At 56.6% G+C, this 25,999-nt stretch carries 25 protein-coding genes; 9 read left to right on the forward strand and 16 right to left on the reverse strand.

The window, feature by feature from the left end; genetic code table 11:
• Positions 1–8: 8 nt before the first annotated feature.
• Positions 9–1,013 (forward strand): N(2)-acetyl-L-2,4-diaminobutanoate deacetylase DoeB, encoded by a 1,005-nt coding sequence (gene doeB, locus J2X72_RS19125; RefSeq protein ID WP_310074561.1) that lies wholly within the window; start codon positions 9–11, stop codon positions 1,011–1,013.
• A 26-nt stretch (positions 1,014–1,039) separates the two neighbouring features.
• Here doeB and J2X72_RS19130 read toward each other — a convergent pair whose 3' ends face one another.
• Positions 1,040–2,452 (reverse strand): ATP-binding protein, encoded by a 1,413-nt coding sequence (locus J2X72_RS19130; RefSeq protein ID WP_310074564.1) that lies wholly within the window; start codon positions 2,450–2,452, stop codon positions 1,040–1,042.
• Positions 2,449–3,165, reverse strand: a complete 717-nt coding sequence (locus tag J2X72_RS19135; protein ID WP_310074566.1) for a response regulator transcription factor — start codon at positions 3,163–3,165, stop codon at positions 2,449–2,451. Before J2X72_RS19135 ends, J2X72_RS19130 begins: the two co-directional genes overlap by 4 nt.
• A gap of 306 nt (positions 3,166–3,471) precedes the next feature.
• Between J2X72_RS19135 and J2X72_RS19140 the strand changes: the two genes are divergently transcribed.
• The 3 genes from J2X72_RS19140 (at position 3,472) to J2X72_RS19150 (ending at position 4,577) form a co-directional block, all read left to right on the forward strand.
• Positions 3,472–3,753 (forward strand): hypothetical protein, encoded by a 282-nt coding sequence (locus J2X72_RS19140; protein ID WP_310074568.1) that lies wholly within the window; start codon positions 3,472–3,474, stop codon positions 3,751–3,753.
• 42 nt (positions 3,754–3,795) lie between these two features.
• A complete protein-coding gene (locus J2X72_RS19145; protein ID WP_112526967.1) occupies positions 3,796–4,026 on the forward strand; it encodes a hypothetical protein in 231 nt (76 codons plus the stop codon).
• Between the two features lie 296 nt (positions 4,027–4,322).
• Positions 4,323–4,577 (forward strand): GlsB/YeaQ/YmgE family stress response membrane protein, encoded by a 255-nt coding sequence (locus J2X72_RS19150; RefSeq protein ID WP_112526965.1) that lies wholly within the window; start codon positions 4,323–4,325, stop codon positions 4,575–4,577.
• A gap of 72 nt (positions 4,578–4,649) precedes the next feature.
• On the opposite strand, the gene J2X72_RS19155 is transcribed toward J2X72_RS19150, so the two are convergent.
• Together J2X72_RS19155 and J2X72_RS19160 are read right to left on the reverse strand one after the other, a co-directional pair.
• Positions 4,650–7,736 (reverse strand): efflux RND transporter permease subunit, encoded by a 3,087-nt coding sequence (locus J2X72_RS19155; protein ID WP_210004192.1) that lies wholly within the window; start codon positions 7,734–7,736, stop codon positions 4,650–4,652.
• Positions 7,733–9,106, reverse strand: a complete 1,374-nt coding sequence (locus J2X72_RS19160) for an efflux RND transporter periplasmic adaptor subunit (RefSeq protein ID WP_310074571.1) — start codon at positions 9,104–9,106, stop codon at positions 7,733–7,735. Before J2X72_RS19160 ends, J2X72_RS19155 begins: the two co-directional genes overlap by 4 nt.
• 157 nt (positions 9,107–9,263) lie before the next feature.
• On the opposite strand from J2X72_RS19160, the gene J2X72_RS19165 reads away from it, so the two are divergent.
• Positions 9,264–9,842 (forward strand): TetR/AcrR family transcriptional regulator, encoded by a 579-nt coding sequence (locus tag J2X72_RS19165; RefSeq protein WP_310074573.1) that lies wholly within the window; start codon positions 9,264–9,266, stop codon positions 9,840–9,842.
• Here J2X72_RS19165 and tgt read toward each other — a convergent pair whose 3' ends face one another.
• The 5 genes from tgt to coaD are packed head-to-tail and all read right to left on the reverse strand — an operon-like array spanning position 9,843 to position 13,707.
• The gene (gene tgt, locus J2X72_RS19170) at positions 9,843–10,976 is read right to left on the reverse strand and encodes a tRNA guanosine(34) transglycosylase Tgt (RefSeq protein ID WP_310074575.1); all 1,134 of its coding nucleotides are present in this window, start codon (positions 10,974–10,976) and stop codon (positions 9,843–9,845) included.
• On the reverse strand, positions 10,973–12,052 hold the full coding sequence (gene queA, locus J2X72_RS19175) for a tRNA preQ1(34) S-adenosylmethionine ribosyltransferase-isomerase QueA (RefSeq protein ID WP_310074577.1): 1,080 nt from the start codon (positions 12,050–12,052) through the stop codon (positions 10,973–10,975). Before queA ends, tgt begins: the two co-directional genes overlap by 4 nt.
• 16 nt (positions 12,053–12,068) lie before the next feature.
• Positions 12,069–12,578, reverse strand: a complete 510-nt coding sequence (locus tag J2X72_RS19180) for a peptidylprolyl isomerase (protein ID WP_310074579.1) — start codon at positions 12,576–12,578, stop codon at positions 12,069–12,071.
• Positions 12,579–12,613: 35 nt separating this feature from the next.
• Positions 12,614–13,198: a peptidylprolyl isomerase gene (locus J2X72_RS19185; protein ID WP_271898631.1), complete on the reverse strand. Its 585-nt coding sequence runs from the start codon at positions 13,196–13,198 to the stop codon at positions 12,614–12,616.
• Between the two features lie 14 nt (positions 13,199–13,212).
• Positions 13,213–13,707: a pantetheine-phosphate adenylyltransferase gene (gene coaD, locus J2X72_RS19190; RefSeq protein WP_210004209.1), complete on the reverse strand. Its 495-nt coding sequence runs from the start codon at positions 13,705–13,707 to the stop codon at positions 13,213–13,215.
• Positions 13,708–13,892: 185 nt separating this feature from the next.
• On the opposite strand from coaD, the gene J2X72_RS19195 reads away from it, so the two are divergent.
• A complete protein-coding gene (locus J2X72_RS19195) occupies positions 13,893–14,033 on the forward strand; it encodes a hypothetical protein (RefSeq protein ID WP_210004212.1) in 141 nt (46 codons plus the stop codon).
• A 17-nt stretch (positions 14,034–14,050) separates the two neighbouring features.
• Here the strand turns inward: J2X72_RS19195 and gyrA are convergent, their stop codons facing one another.
• Positions 14,051–16,768 (reverse strand): DNA gyrase subunit A, encoded by a 2,718-nt coding sequence (gene gyrA, locus J2X72_RS19200; RefSeq protein WP_405044745.1) that lies wholly within the window; start codon positions 16,766–16,768, stop codon positions 14,051–14,053.
• 340 nt (positions 16,769–17,108) lie between these two features.
• Between gyrA and J2X72_RS19205 the strand changes: the two genes are divergently transcribed.
• Positions 17,109–17,738 (forward strand): MarC family protein, encoded by a 630-nt coding sequence (locus J2X72_RS19205; RefSeq protein WP_210004217.1) that lies wholly within the window; start codon positions 17,109–17,111, stop codon positions 17,736–17,738.
• A 14-nt stretch (positions 17,739–17,752) separates the two neighbouring features.
• Here J2X72_RS19205 and J2X72_RS19210 read toward each other — a convergent pair whose 3' ends face one another.
• The 3 genes from J2X72_RS19210 to J2X72_RS19220 all read right to left on the reverse strand — a co-directional run bounded on the left by J2X72_RS19210 (position 17,753) and on the right by J2X72_RS19220 (position 20,449).
• On the reverse strand, positions 17,753–18,205 hold the full coding sequence (locus tag J2X72_RS19210) for a hypothetical protein (RefSeq protein WP_310074586.1): 453 nt from the start codon (positions 18,203–18,205) through the stop codon (positions 17,753–17,755).
• Complete coding sequence (locus J2X72_RS19215) at positions 18,180–19,481, reverse strand: NAD(P)/FAD-dependent oxidoreductase (protein WP_310074588.1); 1,302 nt, start codon at positions 19,479–19,481, stop codon at positions 18,180–18,182. The genes J2X72_RS19210 and J2X72_RS19215 overlap by 26 nt, the downstream gene beginning before the upstream one ends.
• A 74-nt stretch (positions 19,482–19,555) precedes the next feature.
• Positions 19,556–20,449 carry an AraC family transcriptional regulator gene (locus J2X72_RS19220; RefSeq protein ID WP_210004225.1) on the reverse strand — a complete coding sequence of 298 codons (894 nt, stop codon included), beginning with the start codon at positions 20,447–20,449 and terminating at the stop codon, positions 19,556–19,558.
• Between the two features lie 38 nt (positions 20,450–20,487).
• Between J2X72_RS19220 and J2X72_RS19225 the strand changes: the two genes are divergently transcribed.
• Positions 20,488–20,895, forward strand: a complete 408-nt coding sequence (locus J2X72_RS19225; protein ID WP_210004227.1) for a DUF2000 family protein — start codon at positions 20,488–20,490, stop codon at positions 20,893–20,895.
• 9 nt (positions 20,896–20,904) lie between these two features.
• Here J2X72_RS19225 and J2X72_RS19230 read toward each other — a convergent pair whose 3' ends face one another.
• From J2X72_RS19230 to J2X72_RS19240, 3 genes are all read right to left on the reverse strand, one after another.
• Positions 20,905–21,537 carry a Vat family streptogramin A O-acetyltransferase gene (locus tag J2X72_RS19230; protein WP_310074590.1) on the reverse strand — a complete coding sequence of 211 codons (633 nt, stop codon included), beginning with the start codon at positions 21,535–21,537 and terminating at the stop codon, positions 20,905–20,907.
• Between the two features lie 76 nt (positions 21,538–21,613).
• The gene (locus J2X72_RS19235; protein ID WP_310074656.1) at positions 21,614–22,057 is read right to left on the reverse strand and encodes a YqaA family protein; all 444 of its coding nucleotides are present in this window, start codon (positions 22,055–22,057) and stop codon (positions 21,614–21,616) included.
• A 48-nt stretch (positions 22,058–22,105) separates the two neighbouring features.
• Positions 22,106–22,618, reverse strand: coding sequence for a single-stranded DNA-binding protein (locus J2X72_RS19240; protein ID WP_210004232.1), 513 nt, complete (start codon positions 22,616–22,618; stop codon positions 22,106–22,108).
• Positions 22,619–23,065: 447 nt separating this feature from the next.
• On the opposite strand from J2X72_RS19240, the gene uvrA reads away from it, so the two are divergent.
• Entirely contained in the window at positions 23,066–25,987 is a 2,922-nt protein-coding gene (uvrA, locus tag J2X72_RS19245) for an excinuclease ABC subunit UvrA (protein ID WP_310074592.1), read from the forward strand.
• The last annotated feature ends 12 nt before the right edge of the window (positions 25,988–25,999 follow it).

Consider the following 25,999-nt stretch of genomic DNA (forward strand, 5'->3'; position numbering starts at 1 on the left):
GATCCATCATGCAGTCAAAAACCATGCGGCCGTCGCCCATTACACCCACCGTCGATCTGGACAAGCAAGGCGTGCAGCACGGCTTTTTGCGGCTGCCCTATAGCCGAGATGATTCCGCCTGGGGATCTGTGATGATACCCATCGCAGTTCTCCGCAATGGCAAGGGGCCAACGGCGCTGCTGACTGGCGGCAATCACGGCGACGAATATGAAGGGCCGATCGCTCTCTTTGACCTTGCCCGCACACTCGACGTCAGCAAGGTGAGCGGTACGGTTATCATCGTTCCGGCGATGAATTATCCAGCGTTTCGCGCCGGTACGCGCACGTCACCGATCGACAAGGGCAATATGAATCGCAGCTATCCGGGAAAACCGGATGGCACGGTAACCCAGAAGATCGCCGACTATTTCACCCGGGAATTGTTACCGCGCGCCGATGTAGTACTCGATTTCCATTCTGGTGGCAGAACACTCGATTTCGTACCCTTCGCGGCAGCCCATATCCTGCCTGACAAAGTACAGGAAGCCAAAGGCTTCGACGCCGTCAAGGCATTCTCGGCGCCATGGTCGATGCGCATGCTCGAGATCGACGCGGTCGGCATGTACGACACGACGGTGGAGGAAATGGGCAAGGTCTTCGTTACCACCGAACTTGGCGGCGGCGGTACGGCTCGCGCCGAAACAGTCGCCATCGCCAAACGGGGGGCGATGAATCTCTTGCGCCATGCGGGCATCGTCGACGGTGATATCGATCACCGCGACACGCGCTGGCTCGACATGCCATCAGGCGACTGCTTCTCCTTTGCGGAGGATCAAGGGCTGATCGAGACGATGGTCGATCTCGGCGACTTTGTTCAAGAAGGGCAAGTCATCGCTCGCATCCATCCAATTGGCCGCACTGGCGTGGCACCAACTGAAATCCGAACGAAGCTCACCGGGCTCCTGGCTGCACGGCATTTTCCGGGCTTGGTCACACCGGGTGACTGCGTGGCAGTTGTAGGCACTGTCGACTGAATTTCTGGCCGCTTGGGCGCATCGGATCAAACGGCGCGCGGAATCCGCAATTCCGCTCTTAGGCCACCGTCTGGGTCATTCGCCAGCGTGATATCACCGCCGCTGCGTCGCGCGATGTTGCGCGCGATGGTCAGGCCCAGACCAAATCCACCAGTCTCCCGGTTACGGGATCCTTCGACCCGCCGGAAAGGCTGGAACACCTCGTCGAGCTTGGCCTGTGGAATGCCCGGCCCTTCGTCACGGATCGTCAGCAAAATGTCGGCGCCACTCTGTGTAAGGCTGATATGGGCTTTTTCCCCATAGGTCACCGCGTTGTTGACGAGGTTTGTTACGCAGCGCCGCAGCGCGATCGGACGGCCCATGCAGATCAGACCGCGCGACGCATGGCTGGTTTTGTCGAATGAGGCCTGAGGAAAACCATCGGCAACCGAGTCAACCAACGACCAGAAGTCGAGCTTTTCCTGCTCTTCATCGACGATTTCATAGGTTGCAAAATCGATAACGGATCGGGATATGGCTTCAATGTCGTTCAGATCGTGTGTGAGGGATTGGCGTAACGGCGATTTCCGCAACAATTCGAGGCGCAGGCGAATGCGGGTCAATGGCGTGCGCAGATCATGTGCCAGCGCGGCAGCAAGCTGCTCACGGTCGGCAACATATTCCCTCAATTGCGCCTGCATGGCGTTCACCGCCCTTGCTGCCGATTTATACTCGCTGCTGCCAAATTCGGGCAGAGGCGGCGATTTTACATCCTCGCCGATGCGCTTGACCGCTCTCTCCAGTGCCCGATATGGCGCCGTCAAGCGACGCATCGCCCAGATCGACATGGCAATGACCACGGCGGCGACCGAACCAAACAGAGGCAGCGTCTGCGCGGTAAAGATTGGCGGCTCCGGCGCAATCGGCGTGACGAAGTTCAGCCATTGGCCATCCTTGAACTTGATCGAGGCCGCGAGCCCGTCACTCTGGCTGAAATCCTCCGCAATGTCGGAAAGCTGGCGCTCCACAATGCCTACATCGGGATCGGGTGCACTCGGACTTGCTGCAGGGCTGCTCGCTGGCCGGTTCGACACGCGGCGAATCCGGGCGTCGGTCACTCCGAATGCGGACAATCGTGCTACCAGCACATCTTCGAGCTCGGCAAGACTATCGTCCGAAGCGATGGCCGATGTCACAGCCGGCTCGTCGGACATGGAGAGGGGGTTGGCAGTGTTCGTTAGAGCGCTCGCGAGAATTGATCGCTCGGATGGTGGTGCGGCGTAGAGCACCTTGACGAGCGTATAAGCGCGTTCACTCAACCGGAACAGTTCGAGCACATTGTTGTTTTCGGCACGATCGCGGGAGACGATCGACAATGTTGCAACCTGCGTTGTGAGCAGGCTTGCAATCAGGATGAGCAGGATCCAGCTTGGCAGCGACTGGGGCAGAAATCGTTTCATTCCGCGGCGACTTCGGGAACGAATTGATAGCCGCCGCCGCGGATCGTCAGGATCAATTTCGGCGAACGGGAATCATCTTCCATTTTGCGGCGAAGGCGACTGATCAGAATATCGACGCTGCGGTCATAACCGTAGGCGGCGTTGTTGCCGACCAATTCGAGCAGCTGGTCGCGGCTCAACATGCGCTGGGCGCTTTTGACCAGTGTTTCCAAAAGATTGAACTCTGCCGTCGTCAGTTCCACGCGCACCGCATCTGGAGACACAAGCCGCCGCCGCGAGCAGTCCATAGTCCAGCCGGCGAATTTGTAGACCGTAGGTTCAAGGCGCCGGTCAGGACCGGACGTATCGAGACGGCGCAGCACTGCTCTCACCCGCGCCAGTAATTCCCTCGGATCGAACGGCTTTGAGACGTAATCGTCCGCACCCATTTCGAGCCCGACCACCCGGTCAGTGGTTTCTGTGACAGCAGTCAGCATGATGATCGGGATACGGGAGTGCATCCGGATATCCCTGCAAATTTCCATACCGCTTTTGCCAGGAAGCATCACATCCAGAATGAGAAGATCTATAGGTGTGCGGGAAAGCACTTCCTGCATTTCCTCGCTGTCTCGTGCAACCGAGACATGCATTCCCCGCTTCCTCAAAAATTCATGCAGCAGATCGCGAATGGCTTCGTCGTCGTCGACAATCAGAATGTGCGCTTCAGATTTCATGCTCAATTCCTGATGGCGATCGTTTTGCGCCCAGCGATAAGGCGCGATTCAGCCGGTTGTTTTTACGCACGATCCACTGTGGAAGCCACGCAATTCTTTGGACTGGAAAGCATAACCTGCAACATCCAATGACTGGCGAAGCGGGCAAAATTCTGTCGTTTCGTATCTTGTTACAATCCAGAAACAAAACACCACAGAACAGAAAAACTGAGGCAACACTCAAGTCCGATAAAAGCCCGTCAACTCGCGGTTGACTGATCGAAACGGGATTTCTTCGTAACTCAAATGGCTCTTGTGCGGAACATATTGACCATTTCGGCAATCATCCTGACCGGCGCGATCCTAACCGTCGCACCAATCGAGCAGTCAATGGCAGCAGAAACACTCACCCGCACAGAGTTGTGCGGCAAACTCCAGCAACAAGTTCAACACGCAATTACGGAACACGCCGAGGCAAAACGGGCAGCCAAGGCGAAAGCACTTCAAAAAACGGGAACGAGGTTCTGCGCAAGCAACAAGCAGGCGCAGGGGATCAGATCGTATGCCCAGGCTTTGAAGCTGCTTGGTGTGCAGCCGGTTGACGATTGACCGGCTGTATCACACAGGCCCGCATCGAAAGGAAACTGACCAATGAAAAAGTCCCTCTATACAGCTCTCGGTCTCGCCGTTGCCCTTGCTGTTTCGGCTCCGGTTATCGCTTCCAGCGCCAACGCCGCTCCTGCTGCAACAACGGCAACTACCCCGGATACGACGACGACCGTGAAAAAGGCTCATAAGCCCGTTAAGAAGGTGCACAAGATGTCCGCCAAGAAGAAGGCCGTAAAGCCTGCTGAGTCAACTGCTCCTGCTCCTGCACAATAATCTGCAAGCGAGAGATCAGATTGTAGCAGACACTGTGCCGGTCGCGGGAAGCCGCAACCGGCATAGTTCTTTGACATTGCCAATGTCTAAATTTCCTTTGCAAACTTTCGTTATTCAAATCGTCCGTCCCATCGTAAAATCAACCTGGTGATTCTCTTGGCCAATGCATGGATCAAGAATCCGGGGCCGGTGGAGCATCTTACTGCGCCGTGCGTTCAAATCGGACGCACTACATTGAATGGAACACTGTCCTCTCGGGATTGTGCTCAGGCAAACCGGTTTATGGAGAATTGGCTATGGGCGGAGAAAGTCTTCTTATTTTTCTTTTGGTGGGGTTGATAGCGGGATGGCTCGCCAGCCAGCTCGTTCGCGGAGGCGGCTTTGGCCTCGTGGGTGACCTGGTGGTAGGCGTTATCGGTGCCTTCATTGCAGGATATCTTTTTCCGAGGCTCGGCATCTCGCTCGGCAGCGGTATCATAGGCGCAATCATCGCAGCAACGATCGGCGCGGTCATTCTTCTTTTTATCCTTCGCGCTGTTAAACGGGCCTGATTTCAGTCGATACAAAAAGGCCTCCGAACCGTCAGTTCGGAGGCCTTTTGTTTGGCTTAAAAATGCCCTTCGCTAGGTGTGGCTCACCTGCGGCGCTGCGCCTCCCCCAACGGGAACAGCAGTTGCTTCAGCCTTCACATCCTTCTTGGAAATGAATGTGTAGAACATCGGCACCACGAAGAGTGTGAAGACCGTTCCGACGAGAATGCCGGAAAAAATCACCAGACCGATCGAATAGCGCGCTGCGGCACCGGCACCAGTAGCTATGATAAGCGGTATAACGCCGAGAGCCATGGCCGCAGTCGTCATCAGAATTGGACGAAGCCGGGTCTTTGCCGCAAGGATGATTGCGTCATGCCGCGATATGCCGTGCAGTTCACGCTGCTGATTGGCAAACTCCACCATCAGAATACCATGTTTGGTAATCAGTCCCACCAGCGTGATCAGGCCCACCTGCGTATAGATGTTGAGTGTACCCAGTCCCAGGTTGAGCGGCACGATCGCACCGAAGATCGAAAGCGGTACCGACATCATGATGATAAACGGATCGCGGAAGCTTTCGAACTGCGCCGCCAGCACCAGATAGATCACCACCACGGCCAGCAGGAAGGCAATTAGGATTGTGCTTCCCTGCTCGATTTCCAGGCGCGATTGGCCGGAATAATCCATGAAGAACCCATCCGGCATCAAAGGTTTGGCCGTATTGATAACCGTCTGCAATCCCTGACCGGTGGTAACACCCGGCAGCGGCAACGCTGAAATCGTCGCAGAGTTCAGCTGGTTGAACTGCTCGATGGCCGCCGGCGAAGCGTTCTCGGTGACTTTGATGACCGCCGACAACGGCACCATCTCGCCAGATGCACTCTTGACGAAATACTGGCCCAGATTTTCTGGATTGGACCTGTAGGCCTGCGGCACCTGAGGAATGATGTCGTAGCTGTTGGAATCCCTATCGAACTTCGAGATCTTGCCGCCACCGACCAACAGCCCAAGTGTCTGGCCAATATCGCTTACAGGCACGCCCAGCGCCGAGGCACGATCCCGATCGATCGTAACCGTGACTTGCGGCGCGTTGAATGAGAGCGAGTTTTGCACGATGATGAACTGCCCCGAGGCTTGCGCCTTGTTCTTGATCTCTTCGGCGACTTCGAACACCTTGTCCGCCGGGCCGGTCGACTGAATGATGATAGAAATCGGCAGGCCGCCGCCAGTACCCGGCAAGTCCGGAGGCGCGAAGATAAAGGCTTCGACGCCGGCAAGCGGACTGATCATGCCTTGCAACTCCGCCTTGAGCTGAGCTTGCGATTTGGTGCGCTCGGACCAATCCTTGAACACCCAGATGGCGAAGGCGGAGTTCGTCGTGCCGAAGCCCAGAATATTGAAGCGCGTTTTCAACTCCGGCAAATCCTTGGTCAAGGCATCGATCTGATCCGCGTAGAGCTTGGTGTATTGCGATGTCGCATACTGCGGGCCATTGACGATCGCAAACAGCGCGCCGGAATCCTCTTCAGGAGCAAGTTCGGAATTAGTCTTGGTAAGAAGGAATCCGGTCAACGCGACAAGCGCAATGACGATGAACAAGGTGACGAACCGAAAGTTGAGCGAACCCGCAACGCGCCGTTCATAGGCGCCCTCAAGCCAACCGAAACTACGGTCCACAATCCGCTGAAACCGGCTGTGCCCGCCCGCCCGCAGCAAGAGCGCGCACATCATCGGTGATACGGTCAATGCGGCCACACCGGAGATGATGACGGCGCCGGCAAGCGTGAACGCAAATTCACGAAACAAGGAGCCGGTGAGCCCGCCTGTAAATCCGAGCGGCGCGAACACGGCCGCAAGCGTGATGGTCATCGCGATGATGGGGCCGGTGATTTCCTTCATGCCTTTCAATGCAGCATCAAGCGGTCTCAGCCCCTCCTCGATATGACGATGGATATTCTCCAGAACCACAATCGCGTCATCGACCACGAGGCCGATGGCAAGAACCATCGCCAGAAGCGAGAGCAGGTTGATCGAATAACCGAGCATAAACAGGAAGAAGCACACGCCAATCAGCGATATCGGGATGGTTACGACTGGAATGATGACCGAACGGAACGATCCAAGGAAGAGCAGAATCACGGCAACAACGATCAACACCGCCTCGCCGATGGTCTTGAACACTTCCTCGATCGACGAGCTGATTTGCTCCGTCGAGTCATAAACCATGTAAAGTTGCATGCCTTCGGGCAGAGTCGCCTGAATCGATGGCAATTCCTTGCGAACAGCAGCTGTCATATCGATGGGGTTGGCGGCAGGCGTCGGGAATATCCCGAGGAACGTACCGCTGGCTCCATTGAAGCTGACGATCGTGTCCTTGTTGACGGCGCCGAGCTCAACCCGCGCCACATCCCGCAGACGGATGATATTGTCGCCATCGGATTTGATCGGCATCGCGCCAAAAGCTTCGGGCGTCTGCAACGTTGTCTTCAACGTGATGGGAGAAGCCGTGTAGAGATTCTCGATCTTGCCCGGCGCAGACAGGAAGTTCGACTGGTTGATCGCAGTCAACACTTCCGATGCCGTTGTTTTGCGGGCAGCCAGCTTGATCGGATCGATCCACACGCGCATCGAGAAAACCTGACCACCCAGAATCTGGGCGTCGGCAACACCTTGAATGGTCGACATGCGCGGCTGGATAACACGTTCCAGATATTCGGTGATCTGCTCGCTCGTCATATTCGGGTTTTGCACCGCCAAATACATCGTTGCGAAGTCCTGACCGGTACCCTTGGTGATGACAGGATCATCGGCTTCTTCCGGCAGATCCCCGCGCACCTGGTTGACCTTGGAGATCACCTCGGTCAACGCCGCATCAGGATTTGCGCCAAGCTTCATCTGGACCGTCACCGTACTCGATGACGGAGCTGAAGACGACGTCACATAGTCGATGTTTTCCGTGGTGGTCACAGCCTTTGCAATCGGGGCAGAAATGAAGCCCTGCATCAGGTCGGCGCTGGCACCGGCATAGGCGGTTTTGATGGTGATGACCGTCTCCTCGACCTTAGGGTACTGGCGGACCGAAAGGTTCACCAGTCCCTGCGCGCCAAGCAGAATGATCATCAGAGCGACAACCGTCGACAGGACAGGACGGCGAATGAATATTTCCGAGAAATTCATTTTGTTGGCAGTCCTGACTCTGTTTTGCTGGCGGGGTTCACATCATTGGCGATTTTGACCGCTGCACCAGGGCTCAACCGATTTTGGCCCGCCGTAACGACAACGTCGCCCTCTTTGAGACCTTTGGTTATTTCGACCACAAGACCGGACCGGCGCCCCGGTCTGACGAAAACCTGCGTCACGATGAGCTTCTCATCTTTTTTGTCGGCCGCAGCTGGCTGTGTTGACGAGGTCACGTCAGCAGGCTTTGCCGCATCCGCAGGCTTTGCCGGGTCTGCCGGTTTGTTTTCATCCGGAGCGGGACGAACGACGAAGACATAATCGCCATAGAGGCTCGAAACGAGCGCCGTCTGCGGCAACGTGAAGACGTTGTCTTCCTTCGGCAGCGTCACCCGGACCTGGGAAAACTGACCCGGGCGCAATTCTCCCTCGGAATTGTCGACCTGCGCGCGAACCGACACAAGTCGTGTAGCCGGGTCGATTCTAGGTTCGATCGCCGTGATCTTGCCGTCGTAGTTGATGTCATTATCCGTCAGGCCAAGTTTGATCGGCTGGCCGATCTTGATCTGATTCAGGACCTGTTCATTGACTGTAAAGTCCACACGCATTGTCGTGAGATCCTGCAAGGAAACGACCACCGTGCCGATTGGCAAATATTGCCCGAGTTCAATGCGCGGGATACCGACCGTGCCCTTGAAGGGCGCCTTCAACAACTTCTGATCCATAACGGCTTGCAATTTGGCGATCTCGGCCTTTTTGGCCAGCGATGCCGATTGCGCCTCGTCGACAGCAGAAACCGCACCAACACCCCGGGTATTGAGCGTGCGGGCACGCGCCAAAGTCTGATCCATCAGGACATCTTGCGCCCGGGCGGCAACAATGTCGGCTTTCTCGATTGCGTCATCGAGTTGCAGGAGCGGCGCGTCCTTCTCGACCGTCTGGTTGGCTTTGAAGGGGATATCCTTGACGATACCGGCAACCTCGACCGAAAGCTCCACACCCTGGATCGCGCTTACCGTACCGATCGCTTCGATTTCCGGCATCCACTCGCCCGGCTTGACCGTATAGGTCGAGACCGGTGCAGCTGGCTGCTGCATGGTCGCAAAGAACTGCTTGATCATCGAGTCTCTGAAGAAATTGAACCAGACCAGGCCACCAGCGACTGCTACAACCAGAATTAGAATGATCGCGGGCATCATGTAGCGCTTGATCTTTGGGAACAACGCCCAGATCAATCCGACAAAGACCAAAATTCCGATTGCCGTGGGTAGTATGTAACCCTTGAACTCCGGAGCCTTTGTCCACACCAATCCACTGATCACCGCGACCAGGACTAGAACGATTAGGGGTGCAATGTAGCGCTTAATCATGGAAAGGCGGCTCCAAAAAACAATGGCCAGCAAAAAGTCTGCCAGCCCGTCATATGAATTTGAATCGTGTGGACTTGATGACCACGCGCAATGTACTGTACCGTCCGGACGGTAATGTCAATACGGGCAATAAATGCCCTGCATCGAAAGCGTTGGAATGACGAGTGATACCCTTTCTACAAAAGATAAGATCCTGCAGGCGGCCGCCGAAATCGCCAAGGAAGTCGGGCCTGTGCATCTCTCACTCGATGCCGTAGCGAGACGAGCGGGTCTTTCAAAGGGAGGATTGCTCTATACGTTTCCGACCAAGGCCAAATTGCTGGAAGCCCTCGTTGAACAGCACGTTTCGGAGTTTGACGAATCACTGCGTAAGGAAGAGGCGGCCCGAAATCACGGTCCTAACAGCGTGGTTCTAGCGTGCATCGCCGTCTATCGGGCAGAGTTTCTTTGCAACGAACCGGAGCCTTCCGGTATTCTTGCAGCCATCGCCAACGATCCAGGATTCCTTGAGCCAATCCGCCGATACAACAAGCAGCTGCTGCAGCGTATGCGGGAGAATGCAGAGGATCCCACGCTGGCAATGATGGTGTTTTTGACGATCGAGGGGTTACGCAGCCTGAAACTGTTCGAGATGGATCTGCTCAGCAAGGACGAACAGATCGCCGCAATCGACCGGTTAAGGAACCTGTTCGAACCGGTTGATGCTCAATCGGCAGACGTGCCGGTTACCGCCTGATCACGCAAACAGGGGTATGTCGCCGCGCGCCCACGCGACTTGAGTTTCTTCCGTGAAGCGATTGAAATTGCTTGTTTGTATAGCGTCACGAATACCGTGCATCAGTTGCTGGTAGTAGGAAAGATTGTTCCACGTCAGCAGCATGGCGCCAAGCGCTTCCCCTGATTTGACGAGGTGATGCAAATAGGCGCGGCTGTAGTCGCGCGCCGCCGGACAGGGCGATTCCTCATCCAGGGGACGCGGATCATCCGCATGTCGCGCATTGCGCAGGTTGACCTTGCCGCGCCTTGTAAAGGCAAGGCCATGCCGCCCTGCCCGCGTCGGCATCACGCAATCGAACATGTCGATGCCACGCGCCACAGATTTCAGGATATCGTCGGGCGTGCCCACGCCCATGAGATAGCGCGGCTTGTCATCCGGAAGTTCCGGACAGGTGACGTCCAGCATTTCCAGCATGACGTCTTGCGGCTCTCCCACAGCTAATCCGCCGACGGCATAGCCTTTCAGCTCCATCCCCTTGAGCGCCTGCGCAGAACGAATACGCAGGTCGGCAACGTCACCCCCCTGCACAATTCCGAACATGGCCTTGCCCGGCTGGTTGCCAAAGGCAGTCTTGCAGCGTTCTGCCCAGCGCAGCGACAGTTCCATGGCGCGCTGGATGTCTTTCGGTGTCGATGGCAAGGCCACGCATTCGTCGAGCTGCATCTGGATGTCTGAATCCAGCAGCCCTTGAATCTCTATCGAGCGCTCTGGCGTCATCTCATAGGCGCGGCCGTCGATGTGCGAGCGAAACGTCACGCCGCTTTCTGTCAGCTTGCGCAACTGTGCCAGCGACATGACCTGAAATCCGCCGGAATCGGTCAGAATCGGCTCAGGCCAACGGGCAAATTCATGCAATCCACCAAGTTTCGCCACGCGCTCGGCGCCCGGCCTCAACATCAGATGGTAGGTATTGCCGAGGATGATATCCGCGCCAAGGTCACGCACCTGGTCCATATACATGGCCTTGACTGTCCCGCCGGTGCCAACCGGCATGAAGGCTGGTGTGCGCACAGTCCCGCGCGGCATTGTTATCTCGCCGCGGCGTGCCTTGCCATCCGTGGCAATCAGTTTGAATTCGAAATTTTCACTCATGATGCGGATCGCCATAACAGGCTTGCATCGCCATAGGAATAGAAACGGTAGTTATTCTTGACGGCATATTGATAGGCCGCATGCATCCGCTCGAAACCGCTGAACGCCGACACCAGCATGAAAAGCGTGGAACGTGGCAGATGAAAATTCGTCATCAGCAAGTCGACTGCGCGAAACTTGTAGCCTGGGGTAATGAAGATATCCGTCGGGCCCGACCATGGCTTGATAATGCCGTCTTCGCTCGTTGCACTTTCAAGCAGCCGCAGGGATGTCGTTCCGACGGAAACGATCCTTCCACCTCGTTCTTTTACCGCGTTGAGGGCATCTGCCGTGCGTTGATCGACCGTCCCGATCTCCGCGTGCATCTTGTGATCGGCAGTATCGTCGGCCTTGACGGGGAGAAACGTCCCCGCGCCCACATGCAGAGTAACGAAATGCTCTTCGATCCCGCGCTTCTTCAGATCATCCAGCAGTCCGGGCGTGAAATGCAGTCCAGCAGTGGGAGCGGCAACGGCACCTTCTTCCCTGGCGTAAACAGTCTGGTAGTCCTCGCGGTCGCGGCTGTCGTCAGCACGTTTCGAAGCAATATAGGGTGGCAGCGGAATATGCCCGACGGCGGCAATGGCCTGGTCGAGATCGGCACCGCTGAAATCAAAAACCAGCAGTGCTTCGCCCGCATCGCCTTTCTCGGTGACAGTCGCCTGCAACGATCCAAGCAGGCAGGCATTGTTGCCGTGGCCGAAATCGATCCGCTCACCCTCCTTGATGCGCTTTGCCGGGCGCAGGAAGGCCTTCCAGCGGTCAGGTCCGGTCCGCATATGCAACGTCGCACCGATTTGCGCTTTTACACCATCACGCTCACGAAAACCTTCAAGCTGTGCCGGTATCACTTTGGTATCGTTGAATACCAGTGCGTCCCCGCGCTGAAGAAAATCACCGAGCTTGTGGACATGACTGTCCGCGAACCCGGATCCATCCGCTCGCACAAGCAAAAGCCGCGCTGAATCGCGCGGCTCTGCGGGTCTCAACGCGATGCTCTCCTCGGGCAGATCGAAATCGAAAAGATCAACACGCATAATAGATCATGTTGTCTTATTCGACGTCTGCGGCAACGCGCATGGAAACGATAGAATCCGGATCCTGCACCGGCTCGCCGCGCTTGATCTTGTCGACATTGTCCATACCTTCGATGACCTGGCCCCACACCGTATACTGACGGTTGAGGAATGCTGCGTCGTCAAAGCAGATGAAGAACTGCGAATTGGCAGAATTCGGGCTCTGCGAACGTGCCATCGAGCAAGCGCCGCGGCCATGGTTGGCATTGGAAAATTCGGCCTTGAGGTCCGGTTTGTCCGAGCCGCCCATGCCGGCACGGCCGGGGTTGAAGGAACTTCCGCCCTGCTTGCCGAATTTGACATCACCAGTTTGCGCCATAAAGCCATCGATGACCCGATGAAAGACGACGCCATCATAGGCGCCTTCCCGTGCGAGTTCCTTGATACGCTCGACATGTCCGGGCGCGAGGTCCGGATAAAGTTCGATAACGACATCGCCCTTTGTTGTTTCGAGAAGGATCGTGTTTTCTGGATCTTTGTAAGCCATATCCGGCAATCTCCTGATTTTATTGAATTGCGTGATTACTTGCCCGCACCAACGGTGACCTTAAGCATCTTGTCCGGGTTGTCGACAGCGCCATTGTCAGCTTCAGAGCCCTTCTTGATCTTGTCGACGATATCCATGCCGCTCGTCACCTTGCCAACGACTGTGTATTGGCCATCCAGCGAGGGGTACTCTTTGAACATGATGAAAAACTGCGAATTTGCAGAATTCGGACTCTGGGCACGCGCCATGCCAACTGTTCCGCGCACGAAAGGTTCCTTCGAGAACTCAGCGGGCAGATCGGGCCGTGTCGAACCACCCGTGCCTGCAGCCTGCGGATTGAAGCCTTTCTCCGTATTGCCGTACTGGACGTCACCTGTCTGTGCCATGAAGCCTGGAATGACCCGGTGGAACACGACATTATTATAAGCGCCTTCCTTGGCGAGCGCCTTGATCTGCTCGACATGTTTCGGCGCCAGATCGGGGAGCAATTCTATCTTGACGTCACCGTCCTTGAGCTTGATCGTCATTGTGTTCGCATCATCGGCAAGGGCCGGGTTCAGCGTTGCAAATGACAGGGACGAGACGGCAGCAACGAGAAGTGCTGTGCGAAATACGGACATGGAAAACTCCGGGGTCAGGATTTGAATTTTGTCTTGAGTGCGTCGGCTACGAGAGCGGGAACAAAATGCCGGACGTCACCGCCCATGGCTGCAATCTGGCGAACCAATGTGGCAGTAATGGTGCGAACTGCCGGATCGGCCGGCAGGAATACCGTTTGTAGCTCGGGCGCCATCTTGCCGTTCATTCCGGCCATCTGCATCTCATAGTCGAGATCGGTACCATCACGCAAACCACGAACCATCAGAGACGCCCCGTATTTGCGCGCCGCGTCGATCAGCAAACCATCGAATGCGATAACATCGATCCGCTCACCATCCTTGCCGAAAACATCAGCCGCAACGCGCTTGATCAGATCGACGCGTTCTTCGAAGGAAAACAGCGGCGCTTTGCCGGGATGAACACCGATCGCCACGAAAACCTTGTCCGCAAGCCGGAGCGAGCCCTGCAGGACATCCATATGGCCGTTGGTGATGGGATCGAATGATCCCGCATAGATCGCGATTGTCATGCCGCTTCGTAGCCTTTTTGTCTGGCGCTTTCAATGGTCGGCAATCGATCAGATGAACGGGAGATGAACGTGGCAATCAGCAAGCATTCAGGCACTCTCAACTATGTGTGAAATAATCAGATGAAACCATTTCGAAGTTAGCACGTTGCTAACCATGAAAGACAGCAAGATCGAAGGGACAGTTCATGTTTATTCTTCTAAGCATTGCTATGATGGTTGCCATGATGGTTTCAGCGTTGATCATGATTATCGAAGAGAACAAAAAACGGGAAGCCCCTCTCAAGACTTCCCGTTTTGGTTTCTATCATCCCCGTCGCGATCATTGATCGCAAGCTGGACCACCCTAGAATTCTTCAGAGCCGTCTGTTGTATCCGTTGATACGACTTCACCTTCAAGTACGGTTTCAGCCTCGATTTCATCGGTTTCGGTTTCCGAAATCCGCTCTACCGAAACAACCTTCTCGCCATCGGCTGTATTGAATATCGTGACGCCCTTCGTTGAGCGCCCGGCAATGCGGATGCCGTTGACCGGTACGCGGATCAGCTGCCCCCCGTCTGAGACAAGCAGGATCTGATCCGAAGCTTCTACCGGGAACAAGGATACGAGCTTGCCGATCTCATCGGTTTTCGAAGTATCGGTCGCGCGAATTCCTTTGCCACCCCGTCCAGAAACGCGAAACTCATAGGACGACGAGCGTTTGCCGTATCCGTATTCGCTAACTGTAAGCACAGTCTGCTCGCGATCACGCAGTTCGGAATAGCGTTCCGGCGACAGGTCCGCAACGTCCGTTGCTTCCTCGCCAACGAGTGCGACCTCTTCCGCATCGTCGGCCCCCTGGGCGCGTCGATCAGCGGCAGCCTGCTTAAGATAGGCCGAGCGTTCGGCAGGACTTGCCTCGACGTGTCCAAGGATAGCCATCGAAATGATCTTATCGCCCGGAGCCAGCGAAATACCGCGAACGCCGATTGAGTTGCGACCGACGAAGACACGCACGTCGGTTACGGGGAAGCGAATGCACTGGCCGCCGGCGGCAGTCAGCAACACATCATCGAATTCGTCACACGTATCGACGCTGAGGATTTCGTCGCCCTCCTCTTCCAGCTTCATCGCGATCTTGCCATTGCGATTGACCTGAACGAAATCGGACAGCTTGTTGCGGCGCACCGTCCCCCGCGTTGTGGCAAACATAACGTCGAGATTGGCCCAGCTTGCCTCGTCCTCCGGCAGCGGCATGATCGTGGTGATGCGTTCGCCCTGTTCGAGCGGCAGCATATTGATCAGGGCTTTGCCGCGCGATTGCGGCGTGCCGATGGGCAGGCGCCAGACCTTTTCCTTGTAGACGATACCGCGCGAAGAGAAGAACAGCATCGGCGTGTGCGTGTTGGCGACGAAGAGTCGTGTAACGAAATCCTCGTCCTTCATCGAAACGCCCGAGCGGCCTTTGCCGCCGCGGCGCTGTGCGCGATAGGTCGCCAGCGGAACCCGCTTGATATAGCCGGCATGGCTGACGGTCACGACCATGTCTTCCCGGGCGATGAGGTCCTCATCGTCCATGTCGGCGCCGCCATCGGTCAATACCGAGCGGCGCGGTGTACCGAATTCATCTCGAATGGCGATGAGCTCGTCCTTGACTATCCCCATGATCCGCAGGCGCGATGCCAGAATCTCAAGGTAGTCGGCAATTTCGACACCGATCTTATTCAGCTCGTCGGCGATTTCATCACGTCCGAGCGCGGTAAGGCGCTGCAGGCGCAGATCGAGAATGGCCCGCGCCTGCTCTTCCGACAAATTATAGGTGTTGTCGTCGTTGAGCTTGTGGCGCGGATCGGCGATCAACTGGATCAACGGCGCGACGTCACTCGCGGGCCACCGGCGTTCCATCAACTGGTCACGCGCCGTCTGCGGATCTGGCGCCCGGCGGATCAGTGCGATGATCTCGTCGATATTGGCGACGGCAATCGCAAGACCAACCAATACATGGGCACGGTCACGTGCCTTGCGCAGCAGGAATTTGGTCCGCCGGCTGACTACTTCCTCGCGGAAGCTGACGAAAGCCCGCAAAATGTCGAGAAGGTTGAGCAGCCCCGGCTTGCCGCCATTGAGCGCCACCATGTTGGCGCCAAAAGACGACTGTAGTGGCGTGAAACGATAAAGCTGGTTGATAATCACGTCCGTCACGGCGTCGCGCTTCAATTCAACCACAACACGATAGCCATCGCGATCGGATTCATCGCGGATATCGGAAATGCCTTCGATGCGCTTTTCACGCACCAGATCGGCCATCTTCTCGATCATCGTCGCCTTGTTTACCTGATAAGGCACTTCGGTGATGACGATGGCCTCGCGGTCACCGCGCATGCTTTCGACGGCGACCTTGCCACGCATCAGGATCGAACCGCGGCCCGTGCTGTAAGCCGAGTAAATACCGGAACGACCGAGGATCAGCCCCCCGGTCGGAAAATCCGGACCTGGAATATGTTCCATCATTTCCGGCAGTTCGATCGCCGGATTGTCGATCAGCGCAATACAGCCGTTGATGACCTCGGCCAGATTGTGCGGAGGCACGTTCGTCGCCATGCCAACGGCAATGCCACCGGAACCATTGACGAGAAGGTTGGGAAAGCGCGCCGGTAGAACGGTCGGCTCTTGCTCGCGTCCGTCATAATTGTCCTGGAAATCGACCGTTTCCTTGTCGATATCGGAGAGCAGCGATTCCGTGACCTTCTCAAGACGGCACTCTGTGTACCGCATCGCCGCGGGGGAATCGCCATCGATCGAACCGAAATTGCCCTGGCCGTCGACCAAAGGATCACGCAGCGACCAGTCCTGCGCCATGCGGACGAGCGCATCATAGATCGAGGCGTCGCCGTGCGGATGATATTTACCCATCACTTCGCCGACGACACCTGCCGACTTGCGATAGGACCGGTTCCACGACAGACCCATCTCGTTCATCGCATGCAGTATGCGTCGATGCACGGGCTTCAACCCGTCGCGCACGTCAGGCAGCGCACGGCTGACGATCACGCTCATCGCGTAATCGAGATAGGAGCGCTGCATTTCCTCGATAATGGAAATCGGCTCGATCCCGAAGGACGGTCCGGATTTATCGTCTTCGGAGCCAGGGGGTGGAGTTAAATCAGACACGAGGCACTCATCTTTCGGATAGAATCAATCTTTGATCTTATAGAGGCTTTTCAAGCCAAAAGCCAATAAACGGCACGTTAATACACAGCTGAAAACCCTTTGAAATCAATGGGATAAAATGGCATTTCTCATGCGGTGAAAAACTTCTGGTCTGAATCGCATGTTTCTCGACGTTGGATAGCGAATCCGGTAGGTTGAATCAGCCATGATGGCCGGGTTGGTGCAGCTTTAAACAGAAAAGAAAAGCAAAATCGTGGCGTACTCAGACACCATCCTCAATGCCTTTGTGACGCTCATGGTAACGATCGATCCGCCGGGTCTCGCACCCTTGTTTCTGGCCCTGACGACGGGCATGAACCGGGCGGAACGCAGTCAGGTTGCCCTCCGGTCCAGCCTCACGGCATTTATCGTTCTCACCGTTTTTGCAATTGCCGGTGCGCAGATACTTGCCCTCTTCGGCATTACGCTCGGCGCTTTCCGCATAGCGGGTGGTCTGCTGCTCTTCTGGATAGCCTTCGAGATGATCTTCGAGCGGCGTAACGAGCGCAAGGAGAGAAGTGCGGAGGTTGCGATTACAAAGGATCACATCCGTAACATTGCCGCCTTTCCATTGGCGATACCGTTGATTGCCGGTCCAGGTGCGATTTCCGCAACCATTCTTCTGGCTGGAACGCTGTCAAGTGCCACATCGCGACTGGCGTTGATCGGCATCATCCTGATCTGCATAGCCTCTTGCTATGCTGTGTTTTTCCTTGCTGAACGCATCGACGGTTTTCTTGGCGAAACAGGCCGTTCGATATTGACCAGACTGCTCGGCGTAATTCTCGCCGCCCTGGCCGTCCAGTTCGTGGCGGACGGTATCAGAACCCTCGTCAACAGCTGATACAGCCCCGGGCTCTAATAGCCGGGGCTTATGCGGACATTGACGCCGTCGCTAAAGACGACGGTCAAGGGCTTGCCTGCGATGATCTCACCCAGTTCGGGCGCAATCGCCAGTGGAACTGCCTTGTTGACGGTTTCAAGTGCCGAAGACACAAACGCCTCCTGGATGACGCGGTCGCCGCCCGGCGTTCTGAAAGTAACGCGCGGCAGTGCGATGACCGTACCGTCCCGCCGCAATGCAAAGCGCAATGTCACGCCCATATCCTCGGTGCCTGCCGGGCGGACCCAGCAGGCAAGAAGCGCCGAACCGATTTCACTAGTAGAATAGATCGGCTCGCTTTTGCCGCAAGTTTGTTCCGATGCCAATGCGGGTGTCAGACCAGCCAATGCGAGAGCCATCGCTGCTGTGAAGAACCACCAGATCGACCGCATGACAAACAATTCAGCGCGACTCTGCTTCGCTTCCATCCACAGGATCCCTTTGCGTGATCAATCGTGCGCTGCGAACACCGCTGACGGAAATCCACAGCCAGCTTAATGCCACGGCCAATCGATTGCGCACGCCGATGAGAAAATAGATGTGTGCCAGGCCCCAGAGCCACCAGGCGAGATAGCCCTTCAGTTTGATCCAGCCGAAATCGGTAACCGCCGCACGCTTGCCGATCGTCGCGAGATCTCCCGCATGGCGATACACGAACGGCCGCGGCGTCTGATCGCCGCCGAGCCTTGCCTTGATGGTTTCAGCGATGTGCTTGCCTTGCTGTTTCGCTGCCGGTGCAATCCCCGGCACAGTGCCTTTGCCGCCATTCGGAACAGTGGCGGTATCGCCGATCACAAATATTTCGGGATGGTCCGGCGCGGTCAGGTCGGAATTGACGACAACGCGTCCGGCTCGGTCGGATGGCGCGCTCAGCCATTTGGCTGCGGGAGACGCCTGCACGCCGGCAGCCCAGATGATGGTCCTGGCGCGCAGCGACTGGCCGCCGAATTCAACGCCGTCCGCATGACATTCTGTGACCGGGTGGCCGAGATGAACGGTCACGCCCAGCTTCTCTAGTGCCCGCTTCGCATAGGCCGACATATCGTCGCTGAACGCAGGCAGCACGCGGGGGCCACCTTCGATCAGCACCACCTGCGCCTCGGCGGGATCTATCACCCTGAAATCACCCTTCAATGTATCACGCGCGAGATCGGCTATTGTTCCGGCGATCTCGACACCTGTGGGCCCCCCGCCAATGATCACCAGGGTCAGATATTCCATGCGCTTGGCAGGATCCGGCTCGCGCTCGGCCTTTTCAAACGCTGTAAGAATGCGGCGGCGGATCATCGTGGCGTCTTCGAGTGTCTTCAGACCGGGCGCATAGGGCTCCCAGTCATCATGACCGAAATAGGCGTGGCGTGCGCCGGTCGCCAGTATCAGCGTGTCATAGGGAATTGTCTCGCCGTCCGCGGTTGACACAGTCCGGGCAGCTGTATCGACATTTTCGACAGTGCCGAGCAAAGTCTTGACGTTCTTGTACTTCCGCACAAGGTGCCTGATCGGCCAGGCAATTTCGGAGGTGGCCAATGTCGATGTTGCGACCTGATATAGCAGCGGCTGGAACAGATGGTGGTTACGCTGATCGATGATAGTGATGTCGATATCGACATTCCGGAGATTATAGACAGCCTCCAGGCCGCCGAAACCTCCGCCGACGACGACAAGACGGTGTTTGGTGTGGGGTGGCGTCTGGATTTCAGTCATGATGAGGCTCCGATGCGCAGACCGAGACCTGTCTAACAGACCGGTTGCCATGCGACAATTGCATGAAATACCGATCAGGGATGAGTTATCGAGAGATCTCTTGGAGGTTCGACGCCAATCAGTGCAGCCCAACGTCCTGGAGTCATGCCGAAGGCTTTCTTGAATTGCCGATTGAGATGGCTTTGGTCGGCAAATCCCGTTTCCACTGCGATCCCGGCAAGCGGTTCACCAGTCTTGATCATCTCACGGGCCCGTTGCAGGCGCCGCATCAACAAAAAGCGATGGGGGCTCGTGGCGTATAGCGTACGGAAGTGCCGGGATAAAGCGTAGCGATCAAGGCCGCTTACCGCTTCAAGCTCGCCCGATCGCACAACGCGCAAGGCGTGCTCTTGGAGATAATCGCGCGCCAATTCCGTTTGCCGGATCGCTGGCGCGCTCAACCGTCCGAGATGCTGTCTTGCATGCCGTGCCAAGCCGAGGGTCAGCTGTGAAACGACATCGTCGACCAGTAGTTCATCCAGTTCCTCGTCGAGATTGCCGAGAGCTGCGGTCAAGGCGCGATGGAGCGCCGGATCAGCGATGACAGGATCGTTGACAAATGGCAGTGCACCTTGGCGGTCACCTAGCGATTGCAGCGCCAGCGCCGGTTCCAGATAGAGCATGCGATAGCGCAGGCCATCGTCGGTACCGGCGGCGCCATCGTGCATCTCGTCCGGATGGATCACGATGATATTGCCGGGCAGGCTGTGCCGCCGTTCCCCGCGATACCAGAATGTCTGGACGCCATGCAGCGTTACACCAATCGCATAGGTGTCGTGCCTGTGCAAATCATAGGCATTGCCGGCAAACCGGGCTTCAATTCGCTCAAGGCCCGGATTGGACGGCGCCGATGTAATAGCGTCCTGCGCGGGAAGTTCGCACAAACGTCCAAGACCACGCGCGGCCTCTTCGCCTAAAACGTCTTGCATAAGTTCGACTCTTCCATGAATGACGGAGAATTATATCGATGTTCGATACCAAAATTGCAATCGTGTTGCGAAACGACATGGCCCCATGGCAGGCATTGAATGTGACGGCGTTTCTGACGAGCGGCATTGTTGCGCAATCGCCCGACGTGATCGGCGAGCCTTATCGTGACAGGGCGGGAAACACTTACAATCCGCTTTCCATCCAGCCTGTGATTGTGCTGGCGGCAGATCAGGAAACGATTTCGACTATTCACCGGCGTTCGCTCGAACGCGACATCAAAACCTGTCTCTATATCGAGGAAATGTTCGCGACTGGCCACGACGCGGCCAATCGCGCTGTCTTTGCACAATTCGCCCCCGACGATGCAAAAGTCGTAGGAATCGCCATGCGAGCCGAAAAGAAACTGGTCGACAAGATTACCAAGGGCGCCAGGATGCATCCTTGAGGGTTAACATCACCTGCACGCACTCAGCGCGTCGACGTCGGCGGAGACGATATGCTGCAGGTTACGGCTGATCTTTTCGGCGGGCCACTCCCACCAAGCCAAAGCCTCGAGCTTATTGACGACATCCGGCTCGAAACGGCTCTTTATGGCCTTGGCCGGATTGCCCCCCACGATCGTATAGGGCGGGATATCTGTGGTGACGACTGAACGCGATGAAACGATCGCGCCATTGCCAATTCTAACGCCCGGCATAATCAACGCCTCATAGCCAATCCATACGTCATTGCCGACGATGGTGTCGCCCTTGTATGGCAGGTCGCCGGGTCGCGGCATGACTTTTTCCCAGCCATTGCCGAATATCTGAAAAGGATAGGTGGATATGCCTGAAAGCTTGTGGTTGGCACCATTCATGATGAAGCGCACACCCTTGGCTAAAGCACAGAACTTTCCAATGATCAGTTTGTCTCCGATGAAGGGGAAATGATACAGGACGTTTCTTTCAAAAGCCTCGGAATCTTCCGGATCATCGTAGTACGTATAGTCGCCAACGATAATGTTGGGATTGGTGATCGTGTTCTTTATGAAACACACCTGAGGAAACCCTTGCATCGGGTGTTTGTTGTCTGGGCTCGGTCCGTTCATGAGAACTCCGGAATCGTCGGGATTGACGAGCTCATCGTGACACAGGAGATGGCGAAATCTTGACCGCTCTCGTCACTCATGTGAGCTGCCACCCCTGTGTCAGCATGAAAACGACTATATAACGCGTGGTTTTTGCGATTGTTACGAGGACCAGGAAGCTTGGCAAGGGTTCCCGCAAAGCGCCCGCTGCCACTGTCAGCGGATCGCCAATGATCGGCGCCCAGCTCAAGAGCAGCGTCCACCTGCCATAGCGATGATACCAGGAGGCGGCGCGATCGAGTTGCGCGTGGCTGGCGGGAAACCATTTGCGATCGCGAAACCTGTCTATGCCGCGGCCAAGCAGCCAGTTGATCACCGAGCCCAGGACGTTACCGATACTGGCCACCACTATCAGCGCCGCTGGCGAATATGAGTTGCTGAGGAGAAGTCCGGCGAGTGCCGCCTCCGACTGCATGGGCAGGACAGTCGCCGCAGCGAAGGCTATGGCGAATAGCCCCGTATAAACGCCCAGATCACTGATCATGACTGGGCGCTGTGTCGTGCATTCGGGTCTTGTTGGATCTGGATCTCAGAACGGGATTTCGTCGTCGAGATCGCGCGAGAAATTACCGCCTGCACTCGAGGAACTGCTCGACGATGCACTGGAACGGCCAAAATCCGAACCATCATTGTCCGAAACCTGCCCGCGGCCCGAATTGTCGAACGAACGTCCGCCGCCGGCATTTTCACCGCGTGAGTCGAGCATCTGCAATTCGCCACGGAACTTCTGCAGGACGACTTCAGTCGAATAACGGTCGTTACCAGTCTGATCCTGCCATTTGCGAGTCTGCAGAGCACCTTCGAGATAAACCTTCATGCCCTTCTTAAGGTACTGCTCGGCCACCTTGGCGAGATTGTCATTGAAGATAACCACGCTGTGCCATTCGGTCTTTTCCTTGCGCTCGCCGCTGTTCTTGTCGCGCCAGCTTTCCGACGTTGCAATGCGAAGGTTGACGACCGGATCGCCAGAACCGAGCCGCCGGACTTCCGGGTCAGCGCCAAGATTTCCTACCAAAATGACCTTGTTGACACTGCCTGCCATGATCTGAACTCCATAAATTCCGCTTTTAAAATTTTCGCCATCATACAGAAGCGGCATTCAAGACGGGGCAACTGATTACCGCTATCCACAATATACAGTCCGGCTCCAAGCTCGCATCGACAGCCCGCAAAACCCTCCTGCCAGATTTGTCAGGAGACTTGTCACGCTTCCGACGCATTCACGAACCGCCACGCACCTCGTTTTTTCCGCCAAGGCTTGAACAAGACCGCTTTCACACCCTGTCAGCACCATGTCAGGAGAGCACCCACAGTTTGTTCTATTTTTGTTCTATCACTTGCTCTAACAATGTCAACATGGCTATGGTGATTCCCATAGGGTTAGGGTCAGGACCTCGTAAACCGGAGAAGACTTTCTAAATATAGGAAAGCCGCTCACCGAGGGCTATAACTCCTTCCAAACAGCGCGCCCTCTCAAAGGCAAACACATATGAGCGATCAGAAGTACATTTCCATTCGCGGTGCTCGCGAACATAATTTGAAGAACATCGATCTTGATCTGCCGCGCGACAAGCTGATTGTCATGACCGGCCTGTCAGGATCGGGCAAGTCGTCGCTCGCGTTCGATACGATCTATGCAGAAGGGCAGAGGCGTTATGTCGAAAGCCTGTCCGCCTATGCGCGGCAGTTTCTCGAGATGATGCAGAAGCCTGACGTCGACCAGATCGACGGCCTGTCGCCGGCGATTTCCATCGAGCAGAAGACAACCAGCCGCAACCCACGATCGACGGTAGGCACTGTCACCGAGATTTATGATTATCTGCGCCTACTCTATGCGCGTGTCGGCATTCCTTATTCTCCCGCCACCGGTCTGCCAATCGAAAGCCAGACGGTCAGCCAGATGGTAGATCGTGTGCTGGCCCTCGAAGAAGGCACGCGTCTGTTCATTCTCGCGCCGATTGTCCGTGGCCGGAAGGGTGAATACCGCAAGGAACTCGCCGACCTGCAGAAGCGCGGCTTCCAGCGCGTCAAGGTGGACGGCATTTTCTACGAGATTGCCGACGTCCCGGCGCTCGACAAGAAATACAAGCACGACATCGATGTCGTGGTGGATCGCATCGTCGTGCGGCCGGATATGTCGGCTCGTCTTGCCGACAGTCTCGAGACCTGCCTGAAACTTGCCGACGGCATCGCCGTTGCGGAATTTGCCGACAAACCGCTTCCGGCCGACGAGACGGCCAGCGAATCCGCCAACAAATCCAAGAACGATACCCATGAACGGCTGATGTTCTCGGAAAAGTTTGCCTGTCCGGTTTCGGGTTTTACCATTTCGGAGATCGAGCCGCGGCTGTTTTCGTTCAACAATCCCTTCGGCGCATGCCCGACCTGCGATGGTCTGGGCACACAAAAGGCCATCGATCCGACGATGATCGTGCCCGACGAAAGCCTTACACTGAAAGGTGGCGCCATCGCTCCGTGGTCGAAGTCGAGTTCGCCTTACTACAACCAGACGCTGGATGCGCTCGGTGCAGCCTACGGATTCAAACTGGGTGATCGGTGGCGCGATCTGAGCGAGGAAGCCCAAGAAGCCATTCTCTACGGTACGGGCAGCCGCGAGGTTCAGTTCGCCTATGATGACGGCCTGCGTTCTTATCGCACCACCAAACCGTTCGAAGGTGTCATTCCCAATCTCGAGCGCCGCTGGAAGGAGACGGACTCCGCCTGGTCGCGCGAGGAGATAGAGCGTTTCATGTCCGGGACACCCTGCCCTGCCTGCAATGGCTACCGGCTCAAGCCCGAGGCTCTCGCAGTCAAGATCGGTGGTCTGCATATCGGTCAGGTGACCGAGAAATCCATTCGCCATGCGGATGCGTGGTTCCGCGACATCGACAAGACATTCAATGAAAAGCAGACGGAAATCGCCGCGCGCATCCTCAAGGAGATCCGCGAGCGCCTGCGCTTCCTCAACGATGTCGGGCTCGACTATTTGGCATTGTCGCGCAATTCCGGCACGCTATCGGGTGGTGAAAGCCAGCGCATCCGATTGGCTTCGCAGATCGGTTCGGGCTTGACCGGCGTGCTTTATGTGCTCGATGAACCGTCCATCGGCCTGCATCAGCGAGACAACGAGCAGTTGTTGAAGACCCTGCGTCACCTGCGCGATCTCGGTAACACCGTCATCGTCGTCGAGCATGACGAAGATGCAATCCTCACGGCCGATTATGTCGTCGATATCGGCCCGGCTGCTGGCATCCATGGCGGCGAGATCATTGCGCAGGGCTCGCCTGCCGATATCATGGCCAGCCCGAAATCCCTGACCGGCAAGTATCTGTCCGGCGAGATCGAAGTTGCGGTGCCTTCCGAGCGGCGCAAGATCAACAAGAAGCGCATCAAGATCGTCGGGGCGCGCGGCAACAATCTGAAAAACGTCTCGGCTGAGATTCCGCTCGGCACCTTCACCGCCGTTACCGGCGTGTCGGGCGGCGGCAAATCGACTTTCCTGATCGAGACGCTGTTCAAGGCTGCCTCACGCCGCATCATGGGTTCGCGCGAACATCCTGCCGACCATGACCGCATCGACGGGCTCGAATTTCTCGACAAGGTCATCGATATCGATCAGTCGCCGATTGGCCGCACGCCCCGCTCCAATCCTGCAACCTATACGGGTGCATTTACCCCGATCCGCGACTGGTTTGCCGGTCTTCCGGAAGCAAAAGCACGCGGCTACCAGCCCGGCCGCTTCTCGTTCAACGTCAAGGGTGGGCGCTGCGAGGCGTGCCAGGGTGACGGCGTGATCAAGATCGAGATGCACTTCCTGCCGGATGTCTATGTCACCTGCGATGTGTGTCACGGCAAGCGCTACAATCGCGAGACGCTGGAGGTTCTGTTCAAGGGCAAGTCGATCGCTGACGTTCTCGACATGACCGTCGAGGAAGGTGCGGAATTCTTTGCCGCCGTCCCCGCCGTGCGCGACAAGCTGCAAACGCTGGCCAAGGTCGGCCTCGGCTATATCCATGTGGGCCAGCAGGCAAATACCCTGTCAGGTGGCGAGGCGCAGCGCATCAAGCTCGCCAAGGAATTGTCGCGCAAGGCGACTGGCCGTACGCTCTATATTCTCGATGAACCCACCACCGGCCTGCATTTCCACGACGTGGCGAAACTGCTCGAGGTCCTGCACGAACTTGTCGACCAGGGCAACACAGTCGTCGTGATCGAGCACAATCTTGAAGTCATCAAGACGGCCGACTGGGTCATCGACCTTGGACCGCACGGTGGCGATGGCGGCGGTGAGATCGTGGCTGTCGGCCGGCCCGAGGATATCGTCGAGGCCGAGCGTTCCTATACCGGGCAGTTCCTCAGGGAGCTTTTGCGCCGTCGTCCAGGGCACAAGGCGCAAGCCGCGGCAGAATAATCTATCTTCAAG

This window comes from Phyllobacterium sp. 1468, from assembly GCF_031455525.1.
In the GTDB taxonomy this organism is placed as follows: domain Bacteria; phylum Pseudomonadota; class Alphaproteobacteria; order Rhizobiales; family Rhizobiaceae; genus Phyllobacterium.

Excerpts from the sequence above, each read along its gene's own strand:
- doeB (WP_310074561.1), top strand. The coding sequence starts at position 9 with ATGCAGTCAAAAACCATGCGGCCGTCGCCCATTACACCCACCGTCGAT.
- J2X72_RS19130 (WP_310074564.1), bottom strand. The coding sequence starts at position 2,452 with ATGAAACGATTTCTGCCCCAGTCGCTGCCAAGCTGGATCCTGCTCATC.
- J2X72_RS19135 (WP_310074566.1), bottom strand. The coding sequence starts at position 3,165 with ATGAAATCTGAAGCGCACATTCTGATTGTCGACGACGACGAAGCCATT.
- J2X72_RS19145 (WP_112526967.1), top strand. The coding sequence starts at position 3,796 with ATGAAAAAGTCCCTCTATACAGCTCTCGGTCTCGCCGTTGCCCTTGCT.
- J2X72_RS19150 (WP_112526965.1), top strand. The coding sequence starts at position 4,323 with ATGGGCGGAGAAAGTCTTCTTATTTTTCTTTTGGTGGGGTTGATAGCG.
- J2X72_RS19155 (WP_210004192.1), bottom strand. The coding sequence starts at position 7,736 with ATGAATTTCTCGGAAATATTCATTCGCCGTCCTGTCCTGTCGACGGTT.
- J2X72_RS19160 (WP_310074571.1), bottom strand. The coding sequence starts at position 9,106 with ATGATTAAGCGCTACATTGCACCCCTAATCGTTCTAGTCCTGGTCGCG.
- J2X72_RS19165 (WP_310074573.1), top strand. The coding sequence starts at position 9,264 with ATGACGAGTGATACCCTTTCTACAAAAGATAAGATCCTGCAGGCGGCC.
- tgt (WP_310074575.1), bottom strand. The coding sequence starts at position 10,976 with ATGAGTGAAAATTTCGAATTCAAACTGATTGCCACGGATGGCAAGGCA.
- queA (WP_310074577.1), bottom strand. The coding sequence starts at position 12,052 with ATGCGTGTTGATCTTTTCGATTTCGATCTGCCCGAGGAGAGCATCGCG.
- J2X72_RS19180 (WP_310074579.1), bottom strand. The coding sequence starts at position 12,578 with ATGGCTTACAAAGATCCAGAAAACACGATCCTTCTCGAAACAACAAAG.
- J2X72_RS19185 (WP_271898631.1), bottom strand. The coding sequence starts at position 13,198 with ATGTCCGTATTTCGCACAGCACTTCTCGTTGCTGCCGTCTCGTCCCTG.
- coaD (WP_210004209.1), bottom strand. The coding sequence starts at position 13,707 with ATGACAATCGCGATCTATGCGGGATCATTCGATCCCATCACCAACGGC.
- J2X72_RS19195 (WP_210004212.1), top strand. The coding sequence starts at position 13,893 with ATGTTTATTCTTCTAAGCATTGCTATGATGGTTGCCATGATGGTTTCA.
- gyrA (WP_405044745.1), bottom strand. The coding sequence starts at position 16,768 with ATGCAGCGCTCCTATCTCGATTACGCGATGAGCGTGATCGTCAGCCGT.
- J2X72_RS19210 (WP_310074586.1), bottom strand. The coding sequence starts at position 18,205 with ATGGAAGCGAAGCAGAGTCGCGCTGAATTGTTTGTCATGCGGTCGATC.
- J2X72_RS19215 (WP_310074588.1), bottom strand. The coding sequence starts at position 19,481 with ATGACTGAAATCCAGACGCCACCCCACACCAAACACCGTCTTGTCGTC.
- J2X72_RS19220 (WP_210004225.1), bottom strand. The coding sequence starts at position 20,449 with ATGCAAGACGTTTTAGGCGAAGAGGCCGCGCGTGGTCTTGGACGTTTG.
- J2X72_RS19225 (WP_210004227.1), top strand. The coding sequence starts at position 20,488 with ATGTTCGATACCAAAATTGCAATCGTGTTGCGAAACGACATGGCCCCA.
- J2X72_RS19230 (WP_310074590.1), bottom strand. The coding sequence starts at position 21,537 with ATGAACGGACCGAGCCCAGACAACAAACACCCGATGCAAGGGTTTCCT.
- J2X72_RS19240 (WP_210004232.1), bottom strand. The coding sequence starts at position 22,618 with ATGGCAGGCAGTGTCAACAAGGTCATTTTGGTAGGAAATCTTGGCGCT.
- uvrA (WP_310074592.1), top strand. The coding sequence starts at position 23,066 with ATGAGCGATCAGAAGTACATTTCCATTCGCGGTGCTCGCGAACATAAT.